General features: G+C 49.1%; 18 protein-coding genes. 13 read left to right on the top strand and 5 right to left on the bottom strand.

Annotation, left to right across the window (positions count from 1 at the left end):
- Positions 1-2 precede the first annotated feature (2 nt).
- From ETHHA_RS16465 to ETHHA_RS14710, 4 genes are all read right to left on the bottom strand, one after another.
- Positions 3-158: a hypothetical protein gene (locus tag ETHHA_RS16465; RefSeq protein WP_159033373.1), complete on the bottom strand. Its 156-nt coding sequence runs from the start codon at positions 156-158 to the stop codon at positions 3-5.
- A gap of 2 nt (positions 159-160) precedes the next feature.
- Positions 161-502, bottom strand: a complete 342-nt coding sequence (locus ETHHA_RS16175; protein ID WP_083803709.1) for a recombinase family protein — start codon at positions 500-502, stop codon at positions 161-163.
- Between the two features lie 66 nt (positions 503-568).
- A complete protein-coding gene (locus ETHHA_RS14705; RefSeq protein ID WP_013486075.1) occupies positions 569-1,384 on the bottom strand; it encodes a hypothetical protein in 816 nt (271 codons plus the stop codon).
- A 61-nt stretch (positions 1,385-1,445) separates the two neighbouring features.
- Positions 1,446-1,805: a helix-turn-helix domain-containing protein gene (locus ETHHA_RS14710; protein WP_013486076.1), complete on the bottom strand. Its 360-nt coding sequence runs from the start codon at positions 1,803-1,805 to the stop codon at positions 1,446-1,448.
- A gap of 162 nt (positions 1,806-1,967) precedes the next feature.
- Between ETHHA_RS14710 and ETHHA_RS15655 the strand changes: the two genes are divergently transcribed.
- Positions 1,968-2,348, top strand: a complete 381-nt coding sequence (locus ETHHA_RS15655) for a hypothetical protein (protein ID WP_137143895.1) — start codon at positions 1,968-1,970, stop codon at positions 2,346-2,348.
- A 312-nt stretch (positions 2,349-2,660) separates the two neighbouring features.
- Here the strand turns inward: ETHHA_RS15655 and ETHHA_RS11175 are convergent, their stop codons facing one another.
- Positions 2,661-3,305: a VTT domain-containing protein gene (locus ETHHA_RS11175; RefSeq protein WP_041687561.1), complete on the bottom strand. Its 645-nt coding sequence runs from the start codon at positions 3,303-3,305 to the stop codon at positions 2,661-2,663.
- 476 nt (positions 3,306-3,781) lie between these two features.
- On the opposite strand from ETHHA_RS11175, the gene ETHHA_RS11180 reads away from it, so the two are divergent.
- The 12 genes from ETHHA_RS11180 (at position 3,782) to ETHHA_RS11240 (ending at position 17,778) form a co-directional block, all read left to right on the top strand.
- Positions 3,782-4,501, top strand: coding sequence for a GntR family transcriptional regulator (locus ETHHA_RS11180; protein WP_013486078.1), 720 nt, complete (start codon positions 3,782-3,784; stop codon positions 4,499-4,501).
- A 33-nt stretch (positions 4,502-4,534) separates the two neighbouring features.
- Positions 4,535-5,209, top strand: coding sequence for a deoxyribose-phosphate aldolase (gene deoC, locus ETHHA_RS11185; RefSeq protein WP_013486079.1), 675 nt, complete (start codon positions 4,535-4,537; stop codon positions 5,207-5,209).
- A 211-nt stretch (positions 5,210-5,420) separates the two neighbouring features.
- A complete protein-coding gene (locus tag ETHHA_RS11190; protein ID WP_013486080.1) occupies positions 5,421-6,476 on the top strand; it encodes an NAD(P)-dependent alcohol dehydrogenase in 1,056 nt (351 codons plus the stop codon).
- Between the two features lie 680 nt (positions 6,477-7,156).
- On the top strand, positions 7,157-7,906 hold the full coding sequence (locus tag ETHHA_RS11200) for a hypothetical protein (protein WP_013486081.1): 750 nt from the start codon (positions 7,157-7,159) through the stop codon (positions 7,904-7,906).
- A gap of 63 nt (positions 7,907-7,969) precedes the next feature.
- On the top strand, positions 7,970-8,665 hold the full coding sequence (locus ETHHA_RS11205; protein ID WP_041686842.1) for a GntR family transcriptional regulator: 696 nt from the start codon (positions 7,970-7,972) through the stop codon (positions 8,663-8,665).
- 23 nt (positions 8,666-8,688) lie between these two features.
- On the top strand, positions 8,689-9,732 hold the full coding sequence (locus ETHHA_RS11210) for an ABC transporter substrate-binding protein (RefSeq protein ID WP_013486083.1): 1,044 nt from the start codon (positions 8,689-8,691) through the stop codon (positions 9,730-9,732).
- A gap of 105 nt (positions 9,733-9,837) precedes the next feature.
- The gene (locus ETHHA_RS11215; protein WP_013486084.1) at positions 9,838-11,493 is read left to right on the top strand and encodes an ABC transporter permease; all 1,656 of its coding nucleotides are present in this window, start codon (positions 9,838-9,840) and stop codon (positions 11,491-11,493) included.
- A 16-nt stretch (positions 11,494-11,509) separates the two neighbouring features.
- On the top strand, positions 11,510-12,613 hold the full coding sequence (locus ETHHA_RS11220) for an ABC transporter ATP-binding protein (protein WP_013486085.1): 1,104 nt from the start codon (positions 11,510-11,512) through the stop codon (positions 12,611-12,613).
- Positions 12,610-13,572: a ComEC/Rec2 family competence protein gene (locus tag ETHHA_RS11225; RefSeq protein WP_013486086.1), complete on the top strand. Its 963-nt coding sequence runs from the start codon at positions 12,610-12,612 to the stop codon at positions 13,570-13,572. Before ETHHA_RS11220 ends, ETHHA_RS11225 begins: the two co-directional genes overlap by 4 nt.
- Before the next feature lie 448 nt (positions 13,573-14,020).
- Positions 14,021-14,569 carry a helix-turn-helix transcriptional regulator gene (locus ETHHA_RS11230; protein WP_013486087.1) on the top strand — a complete coding sequence of 183 codons (549 nt, stop codon included), beginning with the start codon at positions 14,021-14,023 and terminating at the stop codon, positions 14,567-14,569.
- 11 nt (positions 14,570-14,580) lie between these two features.
- Complete coding sequence (locus ETHHA_RS11235) at positions 14,581-15,969, top strand: NAD(P)H-dependent oxidoreductase (protein ID WP_013486088.1); 1,389 nt, start codon at positions 14,581-14,583, stop codon at positions 15,967-15,969.
- A gap of 339 nt (positions 15,970-16,308) precedes the next feature.
- On the top strand, positions 16,309-17,778 hold the full coding sequence (locus ETHHA_RS11240; protein WP_159033374.1) for a YibE/F family protein: 1,470 nt from the start codon (positions 16,309-16,311) through the stop codon (positions 17,776-17,778).
- Positions 17,779-17,809: the final 31 nt, after the last annotated feature.

Genomic DNA, 17,809 nt, shown 5'->3' on the forward strand with positions numbered 1-17,809 from the left:
GTTTACGGCGTACCCCTTACCGGTGTCACATCATACCCTAAAGGTGCTATGCCGCCGTTATGCTTGGCCTTGAGGGCGTTCTCGTTCATGCCCTTGCGCACCTCGCGGGCAAGATTGCGGCTGTAATACTCTGCCATGCCCTCGAGCACGGATTCCATGATTACCGATTCCGGGCTGTCGTCCAAGTATTCCAGCACGGACACCAGGCGCACACCCGCTTTTCCAACGCCTGCTTATAAAAGGCACTATCGTACCGGTCACGGCTGAAGCGATCCAGCTTGTGGGCGATCACGGCCTTGAACTCCCCCGCCGCCGCGTCCGCGATCATCCGCTGGAACGCCGGCCGGTTATCCGTGGTAGCCGAGCGCGCCTCATCCGTGTAGACTTCTAAAAGGGTGTAGCCCTCACGCTGGGCAAATTCCCGGATGGCCCGCACCTGGGCGTCAATGGATTCCTCCCGCTGGTTGTCGCTTGAATATTTTGCATAGGCAACCGCGTTCATTGTCTCACCTTCTCACAAATACGCCCCGGCCAAAAACGGTCGGGGCGATTTTTATATCCCTTTTGATTATTTGCTTGGAGAAATAGAAATAGTAACACCCGTGATCTGGAGAGTATTTCCGGCTTTAAATGTCACATTTTTATAGGTTTTTGTGCTCATCCCGTCACTGTCATCTGTACTCATGATGGCATTGAGCGGAAGAGTGCCGTTTTGCGATATGACGTTTCCTTGACCAGAAACAGCGGTGAGATCATAGGTGCCCGCCGGAAAATCAGTGCCGGCCGTATAGTTGCCAGCCGCTAGTTGCTTAGTCACAAGACCGGATTGGTTGCGGGGCTTGAGGGTCGCTCCGGAAGCATTTGAGGATGCGATCTGAAGCTGAACGCCAGAGACGGACAGGACAGTACCATTTTGCAGTTTGGCGTTGTTAAAGGTCTTGTCCCCCTGGTCGCCCATGATCTCGTTGATCTCACCGTCCGTGGTGATGACATTGCCGGAGCCACTAGCCGCCGTGAAATTATAGGTTCCGGCAGGGAAATCCACACCGACCGTATAATATCCGTCAGAAAGTGTCTGGTTTACGCTGATAGTGGAAGGAGTTGCTGGCGCGGACGACGGTGCCGGTTTAACCGATCCAGTCGAGGATTTTGAAACCGAAGCCACAGAAGATGCTGAAGAAGAACTGGAACTCAGCGAGACGGCGGCGGGTTTGGCGGTTGCCACGCTGATGATTGCCGCGATGATCCAGCAAACTATCGCGATCAGCAAATAAAGTAAAGAACTTTTGCGTGTCTTTTTCTTTGAAATGAAAATTGTCTTTGGAACGATCAGCCCTAAAATAAACAAAGCGAACGCGATCCATCCGAGTACAGTGAAAAACATTTTTACCCTCTCCAAGTTGTCAATTTTTTCTTTATGTCAACCCGCACAGGCGGTTTATTTTCTAGGTTCCAGCTTCCATATCGGTAGAACTAATACGTTTTTTATAAGTGTTTTTAGCCATGCTCATGGTCTGACGTATGTATTCTTTACCTTGCGCGCTAAGTTCTCGGTAGCCATCTATCAGTTGTTGCTCGTCTCGGGATAAACTTTCTTGATTTTGCGCTGACTCGTCATCTAAATCGTCTAATCTACAATTCAAGGCCTTGGCAAGCATTTTCACTGTTTCAAGATTCGGGTTGGCGGTGATTCCCGCGCATATCTTCTTAACTGTACTCAACGGGACACCGGAACGATCTGATAACTGCTCGATCGTAACACCCTTCTGTTTTCTTAAGTAGCTAAGCCGCTCATCCAATCCCATATAACCACATCCTTGACACAATTATACACAAGGTTGCGTTTTCGGTCAAGAATTTTAGTTCCGTTATTTGAACCATTTTTCTGTTTTCCTTGTTTGAAAGTTCCTTTTGAGGTACTGTGCTATGGTAAAGATTCCATTTTTGGTACTTCTGGAGGTGATTACGTGTCTTACCCAAATTTAAGGGCCGCTGTCGCAGTAAAAGGCCTTAAATACAAACGCATTGCCGATGAGTTGAGCATATCTGCAAAGGCCCTTTCAAACAAAGTCAGCGGAAAAACGCCGTTTACTTGGAACGAAGTTTGCAAAATTCAGAAAAACTTCTTTCAAAAACTTATATTACACGCAGACGCCGTTGAATTAGCTATAGACCAGGGCACGCCAAACCAAGCACTCAATATATCGCTTACGGTTCCCACCACCGCCCATTTTCCAATAAGCCCTAAAGATTTTAATCGATACAGACGTATGCCCACACAGCCACTTACCATTACAATATTTATAGTATCAATTGCCATACGTGCCACTCTAATTTGTCCCCTATAATGCCTATTGTCATTGTACAATGCATATACCGCCCATCCTATCGTCCATCCTCCAAGAGCCAAATTAGCTATAATAATTGGCACCTTGGCGGGCGTGACAAAACTCACAAAACACAACACCACACTAAAAATATTAATAATTATGTCTATTGTCGAATGGCCATCCGGATCACTGTATCTTACAGGATTTTAATTTGCATACGCATACAGATTCGCCGCCGCGCCTGTGTTACCTTTATGGTACTGCTCGCTATTCTTACTGACGAACCGCCCCATTCCGGTTCTTATCATCCTCAATCACGAGTTAAAAAGATTACACGTTCTCTTTCCTGTGTTTTCGTGTCTCCATCTTGCTTTTAAGAAATGCAAGGATTGCTGGCAACACAGAGATTACGATAATCGCCACAACCACCAGGCTAAAATGATTTTTCACATACGGGATATTGCCAAAGAAATACCCAATGGCAAACATAACCGATACCCATGATATTCCTCCAAGAACATTATACCCTAAAAACCATCGATATGGCATTTCACTTGCCCCGGCAACAAATGGGGCAAAGGTTCGGATAATCGGTACAAAACGTGCAATGGTAATTGTTTTGCCGCCGTGTTTCTCAAAGAAGCGCTGCGTACGGTCTAAATATTCCATTCTTACAAACACAAGATGTGTACGCCTTTTTATTTTTTCTCGCAACAAATGGCCAATATGATAATTGAGTGTATCGCCGGAGATTGCGGCAGCATAGAGCAAGAGCAATACAAATGGAGAAAAAATTGGCGCACCGGCGGCTGCTAAAGCCGCCGTTACAAAGATTAAGGAATCCCCTGGCAGAAACGGGCAAATAACCAGACCGGTTTCAATAAAAATGACCACAAACAAAAAAACATATGCAACGGTGGTGTGCTGGTTGATGAGCACACTTAAATATTTGTCCATATGTAGGAAAAAATCCATCAACGAGCCAAGACTCAAAACAAACTCACCCTTCTCATTAATAATTACAACTACTATTAAAATATAGCGTCGCTGTATTAAAATACGGTGAGATGGGTAGGCCCAATACGGGCTGTCATGTAATAATAAGAATTTCATTTTTGTCGATAACGATATGGCCAGTATAAACTTACTGTTTCTCAGACTAATTAATTCTCATTCTGCGGAATCATTCAACTGGTTTATGGGAAGCGGTAAATAATGGTAAACACGAAAATTCGGCATTGTCTGCGCAACGGTGCACAGAAAGACCCCATATCTGTCAGCGCCAGTGACAAAACGCACGAAAGGGGGCACAGACAAAAACCTGCAAATTCAAATCGGCGTTGACATCTTCTTATGCGGTTGTTCCGTGCACCTCAGCTTGTACCTTTCCGCACAATCTGCTATGATAAGTTCAAATCTTGGACGAACTCGTTTGAAGTGAGGCAGCACACATGGGCAAACCGGCCGCGTATATGCGTTTATACGAACAACTCAAGCAGGACATCCGAACGGGAAAATACCCGGTAGGAGATGTGCTGCCGACCGAAACGGAACTGGAACAGATGTTCGGCGTAAGCCGCACGACCGTGCGGCGGGCGATGAAAGCCCTGTCCAACGACGGGCTTGCCGATATCAAGCAGGGGCGCGGCACGATGGTGCGCAATTTCCGAACGACCCAGGACTTGAGCAAAGTGACCTCCGTGACCGAGTCTCTGCGAAAAAAAGGGTATACGGTTCGTACAAAGAGTATCTATATAGATGTCATCGCGGCCAATGAGAAACTTTCCGGCGAACTGCAACTGCCCTTTGGCGACCGGCTTGCCCGTGTGCAGCGCGTACAATTGGCGGATGAAAAGCCCGTGGCGCTCATGACGAATTATATCCCCTATGCGCTGGTGCCTCAGATGGAACAGACGAGCGAATCCTTTTCCGCCCTGTATCAGTTTCTGGAACGCCGCTACGGCATCACGATCGACGCCGCGAAGGACAGCATATGGGCCAAGGCATCCGATTTTGCCGAATCGGAAATGCTGGATGTCCCCGTTGGCACGGCGCTGTTGTGCATACGGCGTTTGTGCTTTCATGAAAAACAGCCTGTCTGCCTGGATATGGTAAAAATTCTGGGCGATCAGTATGAGCTCGAAAATTTTATGAGCGGACGGTTGAAGTAGCCGTGCTTTTTCACGGAAAGGATCTGGTTCGTTGTGGAGTTGTATGACGCGATCGCGCGCCGCATGGATATCAGTTGTGTCAAGTCCAGCCATACGCAGCGTGACATCGACGCGCTGGTTGCCGCAACACGCAGATATCCGTTTGCCGCAGCCTTCGCGCTTCCATGCCATACGCCGTATCTTGTAAAGCGCCTGAAAAATTCCGCCACCAAAGTGGGAGGAACCGTTGGATTCCCCTCCGGCTGTACAACGACAGCCACAAAGGTCTTTGAAGCCGGCGCACTGCTCGACATGGGGTGCGACGAGCTTGATATGGTCCTCAATATAGGAGAGCTGAGATCCGGCCACACACAGTTTGTGCAAAACGATATTGCCGCGGTTGTTCAACAGGCGCGGGAGAAACCGGTTAAAGCCATTCTGGAAGTCACCTTGCTGACGGACGAAGAGATCGTAAAGGGATGCGAGGCCGCGGTGCGGGCGGGCGTCGCCTATGTCAAAACAGGGACGGGTTGGATGCCGGAGCCCACGACGGTCGCGCACATTCAGCTCATGCGAAAAGCCGTCGGGGATCGCGTCCAAATCAAGGCGGCAGGCGGCATACGGGACCTGCATACGCTGTTGGAGATGAAGGCGGCAGGCTGTGACCGCTTTGGCATTGGCCTGGGGCATGCCGTCTCTATTTTGCGCGAGGCGGGCGCCCCGGACTAAACAAAGACTGCCGGTGCGGTGCGGTCATATAGAAGGAAGGTGCATTTCTGTGCACCTTCCTTTTTTGTGCATGGCGGTCCGCATGCTTGTAATAAAGCAACAAAAACATCACACAAAAAGATACCTTTTGCATATTTACATTTAAAAGATCATGTATTATACTGGACATTGTCGAGAAATTAACAATTAAATCTGACAAGGAGTGTTTTTTTTGAAGGGTTTTGCTATGATGGGGATCGGGCACACCGGCTGGATCGAAAAAGACCGTCCGGCGTGCGGGCCAATGGATGCAATCTGCCGGCCGATTGCGCTTGCACCCTGCACATCGGATGTGCATACGGTATGGGCGGGCGCTCTGGGCGATCGTCATGAGATGATCCTTGGCCACGAAGCGGTCGGTGAAGTTGTCGGGGTCGGGTCACTGGTAAAAGATTTTAAAGCGGGAGATAAGGTGTTGGTTCCCGCCATCACGCCGGACTGGAACTCTCTGGAAGCGCAGGGCGGCTATCAGATGCACTCCGGAGGCATGCTGGCAGGCTGGAAGTTTTCAAACTTTAAAGACGGTGTGTTCGGTGAGTTCTTCCATGTGAATGATGCGGACGGCAACCTTGCCTTGCTGCCGGAAGGCATGGATTATGCCAGTGCCTGCATGCTTTCCGACATGGTCCCGACCGGGTTCCACGGCGTTGAGCTTGCGGATATTCAGTTTGGCGACAAAGTCGTTGTCGTCGGAATCGGCCCGGTGGGGCTGATGGCTGTTGCGGGGGCCGCTATCCGCGGCGCGTCCGAAATCTATGCGGTGGGCTCGCGTCCCAACTGCGTCGCGCTCGCCAAAGAATTTGGGGCAACGCATATTGTAAACTACCATGACGGCGACATTGCCGATCAGGTTCTTGCAAAAACGGGTGGCGTCGATCGCGTCGTCATTGCGGGCGGCGATGTCGACACCTTTGCGCAGGCAGTCAGAATGCTGAAGCCCGGTGGAAAAATCGGCAATGTCAATTATCTGGGCGAAGGCGATTACATTAAGATTCCCCGCACCGAATGGGGCTGTGGGATGGGCCACAAAGCAATCGTAGGCGGGTTGATGCCCGGCGGACGGCTGCGTATGGAAAAGCTGGCGTCGCTGGTAACGACCGGGCGGATTCACCCCGGCAAGCTTGTCACCCATCGCTTTGAAGGGATTGAAAAAGTCGAAGAAGCCCTCATGATGATGAAGGATAAGCCCAGGGATCTGATTAAGCCGCTTATAACAATCAAATGGTGATAAAGCATTGCCGGTCTGACCGGACAAAATAATATTGAAATTTTTGAAACGCCTACAGTAAACGGGATAGTCCTTTCGGACCATTCTTTTTCTGTAGGCTTTCTTATATCCACAAAACCGCCGATAGTATCCGAAATTTTGCATTTTCTTCTCTATTGTACAACTGTTTTTTCTGTCCAATAAACCGGTTTGTTTCGGAACAAGTATTTTAATGCGAACTTTAATCTTGTGAGAAAAGAGTTAAATCTGATCGTTACGAAATTCTGCATGGAAAAATTATAACTGATATCCTTTGGGTTCTCCGCGCTGAAATCATACTTATCCAAAACAAGCATCGTGCAGTTTCAATCACAACAGAGAATGGCCGTTCCTTTACAGCACTCCATTTAGAAAGCTCACTACGTATACTGTTAATCGTATAGTATATTCTCTGGTAGCATGAACAGCATAGGCCGCAGCAATGCATAAAACCAGCCTGGCTCACCTGTGCGTGTGAAAGAGGCCCGTTGCGATATGCTTCCTCACATACCAAAGGTCAGGAATATCTCACAAAGTACCCATTTACGATATATTTACACAAAATATACTATATCTTGATTATAATCATCCTTTCGGGGGATGTATAATACCCCTTGATCGGAAGCTGTCTGAAAGCTGTAAAACGAAGGGAAGGGACTTATATGAAAGGCAAAACTGTCTGGAAAAGCAAGCCGTTTCAGGTCATCGTTGCCGGCATTGCCATTATGGCTTTATTGGCCGGAGCGGCAAGCGCACAGACAATCCCAACAGACCAAATGGTGACATTACCAAACGGGCTGAGCGTTGATAAATGGATGCTTCAGTCCGACGGGAAAACGGTGGCGGATTGTCTGGGCCAGACGTTTTCACAGTATGGCAACAAAAAAATGCAGGAAATGATCAACCTCGTCTGGGTCGATCCTTATGCCACGTCGTCGGATAATGCAAACGATCGATTCAAAGAAGCATTGGCCGGCGCCGACCCGGCAATCAACGAAAGTGCGATGCACACCGGCGGATACACCAGTTATCTTAATAATATTCTGTTTCAGCAAAAGCCGGACGACGGAAATACTGCTTTCGCAGACAAAAGCTGGTATAACCAGAACATCCATCATTTCAGGACCTTCGGCGCGGTCAACTACCAAAATGCGTGGTATATAACGGTTGCGGCATCAACAGAAAGTTTCGACTGGCTAAAGCTTTCGCATGAATGGACTTCTTTCAATACGGCGCGGGATATGCTCGTCGGTGCTCTGCTGAATTCAAAAATCGATCCGGGGTTCACGCAACTGGCAAATTTAAATCTTCAAAATCAGATATCGGCCGGCGATCCGAATCTGTCGACCGGCGACTTTGACGGCGTCACCGCATATATCCAGGCGCCAGAGAACATCGACATGAACCAGTAGGATACCTATATCCAGGAAAATTGACGCTGCAGGGAGGAAAATACCATTCGTAAACCGGAATTGTTGTATATCGGAGTACAAAAACAGATTATGCAGAAAATTCAGGACGGAATCTATCCGGCCGGAGGCCGGCTTCCATCCGAATCGGAACTGGCCAAAACTTTGCATGTCGGCAGATCCACGATTAGAGAAGCATTGAAAATCCTGCAAAGGGACAATGTTCTAACCAGTTTCAACGGCGTCGGCACATACATCAACGAAAAGTACGGGCTGATCAACAATTCGCTGAACCGTTTGAAAAGCCTGGGGCAGATGATCAAAGACGCGGGCTATCAGGAAAGCGAATGTGACATCCGCCGGTACAGCATGGCACCCGAAAACGAGTGGGCAAACAAATTGCAGATTGACGAAGATGTATTCGTCATGGAACGGACACGCACCGCCGACAGCCAGAAGATCGCGTTTTATTACAATATTTTTCCCGCTTCTCTGGTGGGAGACGCCATCGGTGATGATTTTTCGGGCGGCATCCTGAATTTTCTGGAGAAAGAACTGGGCATCCGCGTCACATATGCCATTTCGGAAATCTGTGTGATTGACCAAACAAATGAACGGGATCGGAAAGCCGTCGGCATCTTGGGCCCCGACGTGATCCTGCTTAAACAGCTCCACTTAAATAAAAAAAACGTCCCTGTATTCTATTCGCTGGATTACCTGAAAAGCGATGCGTTTCACCTCGTTGTAAAGCGGGAAATTTAAATAGGAAGATGGAGATGGAATCAATGAAAAAAGGAAACGTCGTTAGCATGATGCTCGTTGCGGCTATGTCCGTAACCCTTGCTTTGAGCGGATGTTCTTCCGCGAAATCGTCCACGCAAAGCTCCTCCGGCTCCAAAGATCTGGTGATCTACACAGCGCTGCAGCAGGATGACATGAGCTGGATCACGCAGCAGTTCAAAAAAGACACCGGCATCAATATTTCATACATGCTGTTCAGCGCCGGTGATCTTGAAACAAAAATACAGTCACAGATGTCCAATCCACAGGCGGACGTGATGCTGGGCGGCTCCGTCGAGTATTACGAAGACCTTGACCCGAAGGGCGCGTTTGTGAAATACACGTCTCCAAATGCCAAGAGCCTGAAATCCGAATTCAAAGACTCGAAAGGCTATTTCCAAGGCTGGTATCTCGGCGTGCTCAGCATTTTTTATAACACGGAGCAGTTTAATAAAATACTCGCCCCGGAAGGTCTGAAGCCGCCCACAACCTGGGATGATCTGCTGGACGCCCGCTATAAAAAGCAGTTTGTCACATCCAATCCCTCCACAGCAGGCGGCGGCTATATCTTCGTCGCCGACCAGCTTTTCCGCCTCGGCAACGACAAAGGCTGGACTTATTTGCAAAATCTGAACAAAAACGTAGACCACTACACCAAAGGTGCGGACGATCCCATCAGTCTGGTTGCCACCGGCCAGTTTGTGGCCGGGATGTCCTGGGCGCACGATGTCCTGAAAACCGAGAAGCAGGGATACCCGATCAAAGTAGTCGTTCCGCCGGAAACCGCCTATGAAATCGGCGGTGTAGCGGCCATCAAAAACGCAAAAAATACCGCGAACGCCAAAAAGTTCATTGATTGGCTGCTCACCAAGCCTGTCCAACAGAAAAACACGTCTGTTTCCAACCGTTATTCCGTTCTCACTTCGGTTGCCGCGCCGCAGGGTATGATCCCCATGGCACAGGTGAAGCTCGTCAACTATGACCGCCAGAAAGCTACCGAAGAAAAATCCAGCGTTATTGCGCAGTTTAATACAATGATCGGCCAATAGTCGAGCAGGCTGATTTCGACACATCCGCGCAGATTTCCAACAAGGGGGCTCTACCCTTTGTTGGAAATCTGCGTTTTAGCCAAACGGATAAGGAAGTGAATATACATGCCGGTCGTTATCAAAAGACGTTTGGGCGATATGGCGCAAATGAAAAAAGACCCGCTGGTTCTCATCAGTGTGATTTTGCTGCTGGTGTGCTCCGCGCTGTTCATCGTATGGCCGGTGTTCCGCGTTCTGGGGTATGCGGCGGGCTCCGACTTTTCCCTGTTTTTCAGAGCCGGCGTCTGGCGCAATGCCATGCTGCACAGCCTTTTTCTGACGGCGCTGGCAACGCTGACGGGGACGGCGGCCGCCTTTTTGTTCGCTTACACGATCGTTCGCTTACCGGTGCCGCTCAAAAAGCTGTTTCATTTCGTAACGATATTGCCGATCTTGTCTCCGCCGTTCATCCTCTCTCTTTCTTATATCCTGCTGTTCGGCGGGCAGGGAATCGTCACCAACCGCATCTTGGGCCTGCATGTCAACATATTCGGCTGGCAGGGACTCTGGTTTGTCCAGACCATTACATTTTTCCCTTATGCATATGCCGTGATGGAAGGCGTTCTCTCCAGCATTCCCCCAAGTCTGGAATATGCCGCGGCCAACCTGGGTGCCACAAGGTTGCGGGTCTTCCTCGATGTCACGCTGCCGCTCTGCCGCCCGGGCATTGCAGGCGGCGCACTCATGGTTGCAATCAACGTGCTTACGGATTTCGGCAACCCGGTGATGATCGGAGGAAATTACAGCGTGCTGCCCACAGAGGCCTATATGCAGGTGGTGGGGATAGGCAATCTTTCCACCGCTTCGATGCTCACGACCATGCTGCTGATTCCGGCCGTGCTGATTTTTCTTATGAATAAATACTGGATCACCCGCCGTTCTTACGTGACGGTCACAGGCAAAGGAAACGGCATGACACTCTCCAAAACACCGCCGGCGGTAAAATGGGTGCTCTTCGGCGTCTGCATGCTCTTTTCTCTGGTTGTTCTCAGCGTATACGGCATTCTTTTTTACGGCTCTTTTACAAAGCTGTGGGGATACGACTGGACGCCGTCGCTGAAAAATTATCTCTATGTGTTTTTTGCGGGCGGTCAGATCGTGAACAGTATTCTGTACGCGCTCCTTTCCGCGCTGCTCAGCTCCATCATCGGGGCCGCCACCGCATACCTGGTACAGAAAAAGCATACGGGGCTTGGCCGCGTTCTCGATTTTTTCGCCGTCATTCCCGGAGCCGTTCCCGGAATTTTTCTGGGTCTGGGTTTTGCCATCGCGTTTAACGAGCCCCCGCTGTTCCTGACCGGTACGACGGCGATCATGGTGATTGCCTTGACCGTGTGGAATTTACCCAACTGCTATACCGCCAGCACGGCCGCGCTGGAGCAAATCGGGGATTCCATCGAGGAGGCCTCGCTGAATCTTGGCGGGGGAAGCCTGCTGACCTTTCGGAGGATCATTCTCCCCTTGCTGCGGGCACCGTTTCTGTCCGGCTTTATGGTCGCGTTTCTGCGATCGGTCACCTGTCTGAGCGTCGTCATTTTTATTTATTCGGTCAATACGATGGTCGGCACGATCTCCATTCTGAATTTCGTACAGACCGGCCTGTGGGGTAGCGCCGCGGCGCTGACCGTTTTGCTGATTGCGTGTTCCTTCGCGGTGATGGGTGTGATCCGGCTGCTTCTGCGCAGGCAAAGCAAGATGGGAAGAAACGAACGCGTGTTTTAAGGAAAGAGGCACATACATGGATGTACAGACAGCGGTTGGACTGCACAACGTCAGCAAACGATTCAACGGGATTCCCGTTCTGGAGAATGTCACCATTGAAATGCAAAAAGGAAAATTCATTACCCTTCTTGGACCGAGCGGATGTGGAAAAACGACGCTTTTGCGCCTGATTGCCGGATTCTATGAACCGGATGCAGGCGAGATTCGGATTGAAGGAAAGAAAGTGAACGATCTTCCACCCAGCAAACGGGATACGCCGCTGGTTTTTCAGGATTACGCGTTGTTTCCTCATATGACCGTAGTGGAAAACGTATCATACGGATTGCGCATTGCCAAAACAGGCAGGGATGAAATACAACGAAAAGTCGGCGAGATGCTCCGGGTTTTCAATCTGGAAGGGTTGGAAAACCGGTTCCCCAAACAGCTCAGCGGCGGGCAGCAACAGCGTGTCGCGTTTGCACGGGCTCTGGTGATGGGAAGCGACATCCTTTTGCTGGACGAGCCTCTCAGCAATCTCGACGCAAAACTGCGGATAGATGTCCGGGAGGAACTGAAAGCCATTCAAAAACGCTTCGGCATCACCATGGTGTATGTGACGCACGATCAGGAAGAGGCTCTGGCCATATCGGATACGATTATCGTGATGAATAAAGGCAAAGTGATGCAGACAGGCTCCCCGCAGAAAATCTACCGCCGGCCGGCGAACCGCTTGGTGGCGGATTTTGTGGGGTGTGCCAATTTTATCAAAGGAACGGTGGTGCCTTCCAGCGAGTCGGAGCTTGCCGTCCGCGCTGGGAATGCCCTTATCCGCGTGCCGGCCGGGCAAAGCGGCCGGCATCCCGGGGAAAACGTCACGCTGCTTTTGCGGCCGGAAGGAATCACCTTGCGTCCGCTTGACGGGCAGGAAAATCCGGGCGGTGAACCGGCTGAAAATGATGTATGGGGAACCGTCGTGGACAGCAGCTTTTTGGGCCGGGTGGCAAGATATCGGATCGAGGCGCTTGAAACGACTTTCACCGTGGATGATCCCGACTTCTCCATTGATATGAACGATCGAAAGCGGGTGCTGCTACATTTGGACCACAAAAACATTTATTTGATCCCGGAGGCCGCATCGTGAAACTGTATTTTATAAACGTAGGGTATGGGGATTCGATTCTGATCGAGGGAGGTGAAAACCAAAAGCACTTTTGCATGCTGATCGACGGCGGTTCCGGGCAGCACCTTGCATATGCAAAACCCATGCGAACCCGGTCCGCCGATTTTTTGAAAGAAATCGGCATAAAAAAGATTGACATCCTCATTATAACCCACCTGCATGAAGATCATGTTGGCGGTCTTATCGACGTGATCGACCGCTTTCCGGTCGGGGAACTGTGGTGCAACTGCCTGCTTCCACGGGAAGTTTTGGAAGCGGCGCAGGATTTTCCGGACGCCGGCTCTGGCCAAGAGGAACAACTGCATGCGCTTTATGGCTATTTGCACATCTGCTCCGCTCTTGGCGCGACTGCCCGCCTGCGCGAGATCACCGCAATGTCTGCGCCCCTCTACGAAGACAACGGCTTTTCCATAAGCTGCATCGGGCCGGAAAAAGATATTCTGCACACACAAAAAGAGCAAATCCGTGCGTTCTTTGAGGAACCGTCTCCACGGAAGCGCACGCTGCTACTGCGGCAGCTTTTTACTCTTACCAATCGGACAAGCCTTGTGCTCAAACTGATCTGCTGCGGCAGAACCGTTCTGCTCGGTGCCGACACAGATGCGGAATGCTGGGACCGTCTCTTGCGGCAGAAAGTGGATTTAAAAGCCGATGTGCTGAAATTGCCGCACCACGGTCGGTCAGACGGCATCACGACAGCTGCCGCACGGGTAATTGCCCCGGACATCGTGGTGGTCAGCGCGCCAAACGATCAGGCGGACGGCTGCCTTTCCCCGAACGCACTCGGGTGTTTTGACCGCTTTTCAACAAAATTCTTTGTCACCGATGGAGCCGACCTCCCGCCCTTTTTGCATGCTTTGCCGCACCGCGCAATCGTCCTGAATCTTGCCCTCGGAAAGCTGGACATAACATATGTATAACGGTGTCGGATAAACTCCGGGCGCATCTGGTTTTATGACCGCCCGCATTCCTTATGCCCCCATATGATTTTCTACGGCGGTATAACGATTCTCATGCAGTCTGGGGATTCATTTGTAGAACCGCGGCATATCCTATCTTGCATTTTGACCCTTGCGTGTGATTTTCAGGATTCAAGTGTCGTAAGTATTCCTTCTTTCAAGAGGTTCTAGGCAATCTACGGGCCTTATCGTTCTCCCGAGTGCACGCCCGATAGAGTGCACTCTTGACGGAGAGTAAACTAACCTTCGCCGCTGTATGGGGCGCTCCTGCCTTCTCTATCAGCTATAAGACATTAAAGCGACGTGGAGCAATCGGGAATTCACTTGATTTTCAAAAAATTCCCGCTTTTTTGTTGACTAAAATAGAAACGCGGAATATAATTATATCGCAACGATACATATCACATAGATGCATATCAAGGAATGGGGAAATGGCGTGACTGAATATATTTTGCTGGGATTTCTAATGCAAGGCAATATGACCGGATATGACATGAAACAGCACATGAGCATGAGCACCTCCTATTTTGTCGACGCAAGTTTCGGAAGCATCTACCCGTCATTAAAAAGGCTTGTGCAAAAAGGGTTCGTCGAATTAAAAGAGACGATTGAAAACGGAAAATTGAAAAAGATTTATTCCATCAACGAGCAGGGAAAAGAGGAATTTGAAAAATGGCTGTCTGCCCCGATCTTGGTTTCGAAAACGGATATTTCATCCGCCTTGGCAAAAATATTCTTTTTCCGTTATCTGCCCTTTGATAAGGCCATTTTACTCATTGAGCGATACATTCGTGACATTGAGCAATACAAAAAAAGCCTCTCGGAGCTTAAACCCAAAATCGAAAAAAAAGCGGATGAATTCAGCCTCGGCACACTCCATTTCGGGCTGGATTATTATGATTTTTCTATCCGCTGGTATAAAAGCTACCTGAAAAATTTAAAGCAGAAAATACAGTAAGGAGCATTTTTATGAAAATCATCGTCCTGAATGGAAGCCCCAAGGGGGATATCAGCGTCACCATGCAGTATGTTCGCTATATTCAGAAAAAATATCCGCAGCACGAACTCAAAACCATCAACATCTCGCAAAACATAAACCAGATCGAAAAAGATAAAATCGTTTTTGAAGGAATCATCCGGGAGGTACGGGAAAGCGATGGCATACTATGGGGCTTCCCGCTTTACGTTTTTGCCGTGGCTTCTCAATATAAGCGGTTTATCGAGCTTGTTTCCGAACGGAACGCCGTTGACGCATTTGCTGGCAAATATGCCGCGGTAATCGCCACTTCCGTGAAAGTTAGTGATCGCACTGCCATTAACTATATGAACGCCGTCTGCGACGATTTTGGGATGCACTATGTCGACTCGTTTTCCCCGCATATGGATGATCTGTTACAAGAAGACGTCCGAAACAACCTTCTAATGTTTGCGCAGCATTTCTTTGATGCCATTGCGGAAAAACAGATAACCGCCAAAAATTTTCAGCCGATTTCCTGGCAGCCAATCCGGTATCAACCCGAAGCCGGTTTCAAAAAGCTCGACACGACCGGTAAAAAAGTCCTTGTGGTAACGGATTCACTCGAAAATGAGAATCTGAAAAAGATGATTCATACATTCAGGAATTCCTTTGCGCAGGATATTGAGCTCGTAAACCTAACGGACATTGACATAAAAGGTGGGTGCCTTGGCTGCATCCGGTGCGGCTACAACTACGAATGTGTGTATACGGGCAAAGATGGATTCATCGATTTCTACAATGAGAAAATTCTTGCTTCCGACGTGATCATTTTTGCGGGAACCATCAAGGACCGATATCTGTCTTCTCTATGGAAAAAATACTTTGACCGATCTTTTTGCAAAACGCATACGCCGGTGCTGGACGGCAAACAGATCGGCGTCCTCATTTCCGGGCCTCTGAGCCAGGTACCGAATCTTCGTGAAATTCTGGAAACCTATTTTGAATATCAATTTGCAAACCTTGCCGGTTTCGCAACCGATGAATATAAGAGCAGCCGGAAGATTGACAAAGAAATTTACGCACTCGCGGGCAGGGTGATTCAGCTTGCGAAGCAGGGCTTCAAAAAGCCCAAAACCTCCCTTGGCGTCGGTGTGTGGAAAGTGCTCCGGGATGAGATTTACGGCAACCTCCGTTTCCCGTTTGTTGCGGATTACAATGCCTATGAGGAACTGCACGTATTTGACAGCTTCCCTCAAAACAATGTGCAGAAACTGAAGCACAACGATGCCATGATGAGCATGCTTCAAGACGAAAAAATCCGCCGCGAAATTTATCACAACCAACTTACAATCAGCATGATTTCGGAGATTAAAAAGGTTGTCGACGACCCAGAGCTGTAAAAGTGTGCGCATTATACATTATTATGTGGATTATGTGGCAAATGCCAAGTGCGCTATAAAAATTACAGTTAGTATTATTTATATAATTTAAACAGTTCTATCTCTTGCATTTTCCTCTGAGATTTCTATGAGATCACTCCAAGCCTAATTTGCTCCATATGAAAATGGCTCCCGAACTGGGGGCTATTTTTTTTGCGCTTTATAGCAGAAATGTGCAAGTGGTCATCATAGGTAAGCTGTTCGCTGTGATCTGCCAGATGGGTGCGCTATATTGGGCCCATTCTCTCTGACGGAAACAATCAGGCTGTAATGACCGCGTCGGTTCTTGCAGCGTTTGGCGTGCTGGAAAACAGCCGGTTTTTCCGCCCCATTACAAAGGCCGAATGGGTTTGTTCTTATGTACCGGCCACACCGCTGCCTTTCAAGCCGGATTTTTCCAGGCGTTTCGTCTCTATAGAATTACAAAATTATTACACAGTCTTTACTATAACTCCATTTAAAACCGTAAAAATACGGTATAAAATTTTTAATAAACCCAATATATCAGTCATATTTGTGGAATCGGTCAAAAAACGTCACAAAAGCAAAGGAGAATTATGCGTGAAAATCAGTCACCGCACAGACCGTCGGCATGTACGCCGTATACCGGCCGCGCTCATTACCGTGAGCGTATACATCCTGTTCCTCGTCATCTTTCAAGTCTGCAATCCCAAAAAGATGGTGCCTGGCACACAGGTGCGAGACAATTTGGAAGATGCCGTGGTAATCTCCGTGCTCAACGAACAACTGAACAAAAGCATGATCGTTCCTGGTTATGCGACCGGAACCCAGCATCTGCGCATACAGATCCTTTCAGGTAGCATGAAGGGAAAAACAGTCGAGATCACAAATGTTTTGAGCACCCTGGAAAATGTACATGCTAAAGCCGGCGACCATATTGTCGTCAGCATCAACCGTAAGCTGAAAAACCAACCCATTACCGTATTCAATTACCAGCGGGCACCGGTCATTCTGGTTTTTGTTGGACTTTTCTTTGTACTGTTGTGGTTTTTGGGCGGAAAGAAAGGACCTGTCTCCGCTATAGGGGTGCTGTTAACGGCTGTGACCGTGTTTTTTTTCTTGTTGCCAATGCTTTACAACGGTTACTCAGCTTTATGGGCGTCTGTAGCTGCCGCTTCCGTCATCGTTGTGGTCACCATGCTTTTAGTGGGCGGCTGGTCAACCAAAACAGCCGTGGCCATTTTAGGTTCTGTTTTGGGAACCGTTGTGTCCGGGGCGCTTTGCGCCCTGCTGTCGTCGCTTCTGCATATTTCCGGTGTCAACATCATGGAGGCGGAAGACCTGATTGTTATCGGCCAAACCACCGGGATGCATGTGGATGGACTGCTGTTTGCTTCTGTGCTGATTGCTTCTCTGGGCGCCGTGATGGACATCAGCATGACAATTGCCTCCTCGATCGCGGAACTCTCTGCGGAGAGCAGAAAAAGCATACGCGCCTTATTCCTCTCGGGGCTGCATATCGGTCAGGACATGATGGGCACCATGTCTTCCACACTGATTCTGGCGTTTGTCGGAAACTCGATGGGACTGCTGATGATGATCTATTCCTTTAATGTGCCGTTTATGCAGTTTATCAACACCAATCAGGTCGGAATGGAACTCATTCAGGGATTGACCGGAAGCTTTTCGGTGATCCTTTCCGTACCTCTGGTCGCTTATCTTGCTGCAAAATTGTATACCCTCCACCCTTCTGCAGAGAAGAAAAAAAGGATTGCGGCCTCCCCGAGCAAGCCGCATGAGTTTACATAAAAAGCACAGGAAAACCATCTATAGAGGGAGG

The organism is Ethanoligenens harbinense YUAN-3 (genome assembly GCF_000178115.2).
GTDB classification, from domain to species: Bacteria; Bacillota; Clostridia; order Oscillospirales; family Ethanoligenentaceae; genus Ethanoligenens; species Ethanoligenens harbinense.

Coding starts and splice junctions, on each gene's coding strand:
- ETHHA_RS16465 (WP_159033373.1), bottom strand. CDS start 158: ATGGAATCCGTGCTCGAGGGCATGGCAGAGTATTACAGCCGCAATCTT.
- ETHHA_RS16175 (WP_083803709.1), bottom strand. CDS start 502: ATGAACGCGGTTGCCTATGCAAAATATTCAAGCGACAACCAGCGGGAG.
- ETHHA_RS14705 (WP_013486075.1), bottom strand. CDS start 1,384: ATGTTTTTCACTGTACTCGGATGGATCGCGTTCGCTTTGTTTATTTTA.
- ETHHA_RS14710 (WP_013486076.1), bottom strand. CDS start 1,805: ATGGGATTGGATGAGCGGCTTAGCTACTTAAGAAAACAGAAGGGTGTT.
- ETHHA_RS11175 (WP_041687561.1), bottom strand. CDS start 3,305: ATGGATTTTTTCCTACATATGGACAAATATTTAAGTGTGCTCATCAAC.
- ETHHA_RS11180 (WP_013486078.1), top strand. CDS start 3,782: ATGGGCAAACCGGCCGCGTATATGCGTTTATACGAACAACTCAAGCAG.
- ETHHA_RS11200 (WP_013486081.1), top strand. CDS start 7,157: ATGAAAGGCAAAACTGTCTGGAAAAGCAAGCCGTTTCAGGTCATCGTT.
- ETHHA_RS11210 (WP_013486083.1), top strand. CDS start 8,689: ATGAAAAAAGGAAACGTCGTTAGCATGATGCTCGTTGCGGCTATGTCC.
- ETHHA_RS11215 (WP_013486084.1), top strand. CDS start 9,838: ATGCCGGTCGTTATCAAAAGACGTTTGGGCGATATGGCGCAAATGAAA.
- ETHHA_RS11220 (WP_013486085.1), top strand. CDS start 11,510: ATGGATGTACAGACAGCGGTTGGACTGCACAACGTCAGCAAACGATTC.
- ETHHA_RS11230 (WP_013486087.1), top strand. CDS start 14,021: ATGCATATCAAGGAATGGGGAAATGGCGTGACTGAATATATTTTGCTG.
- ETHHA_RS11235 (WP_013486088.1), top strand. CDS start 14,581: ATGAAAATCATCGTCCTGAATGGAAGCCCCAAGGGGGATATCAGCGTC.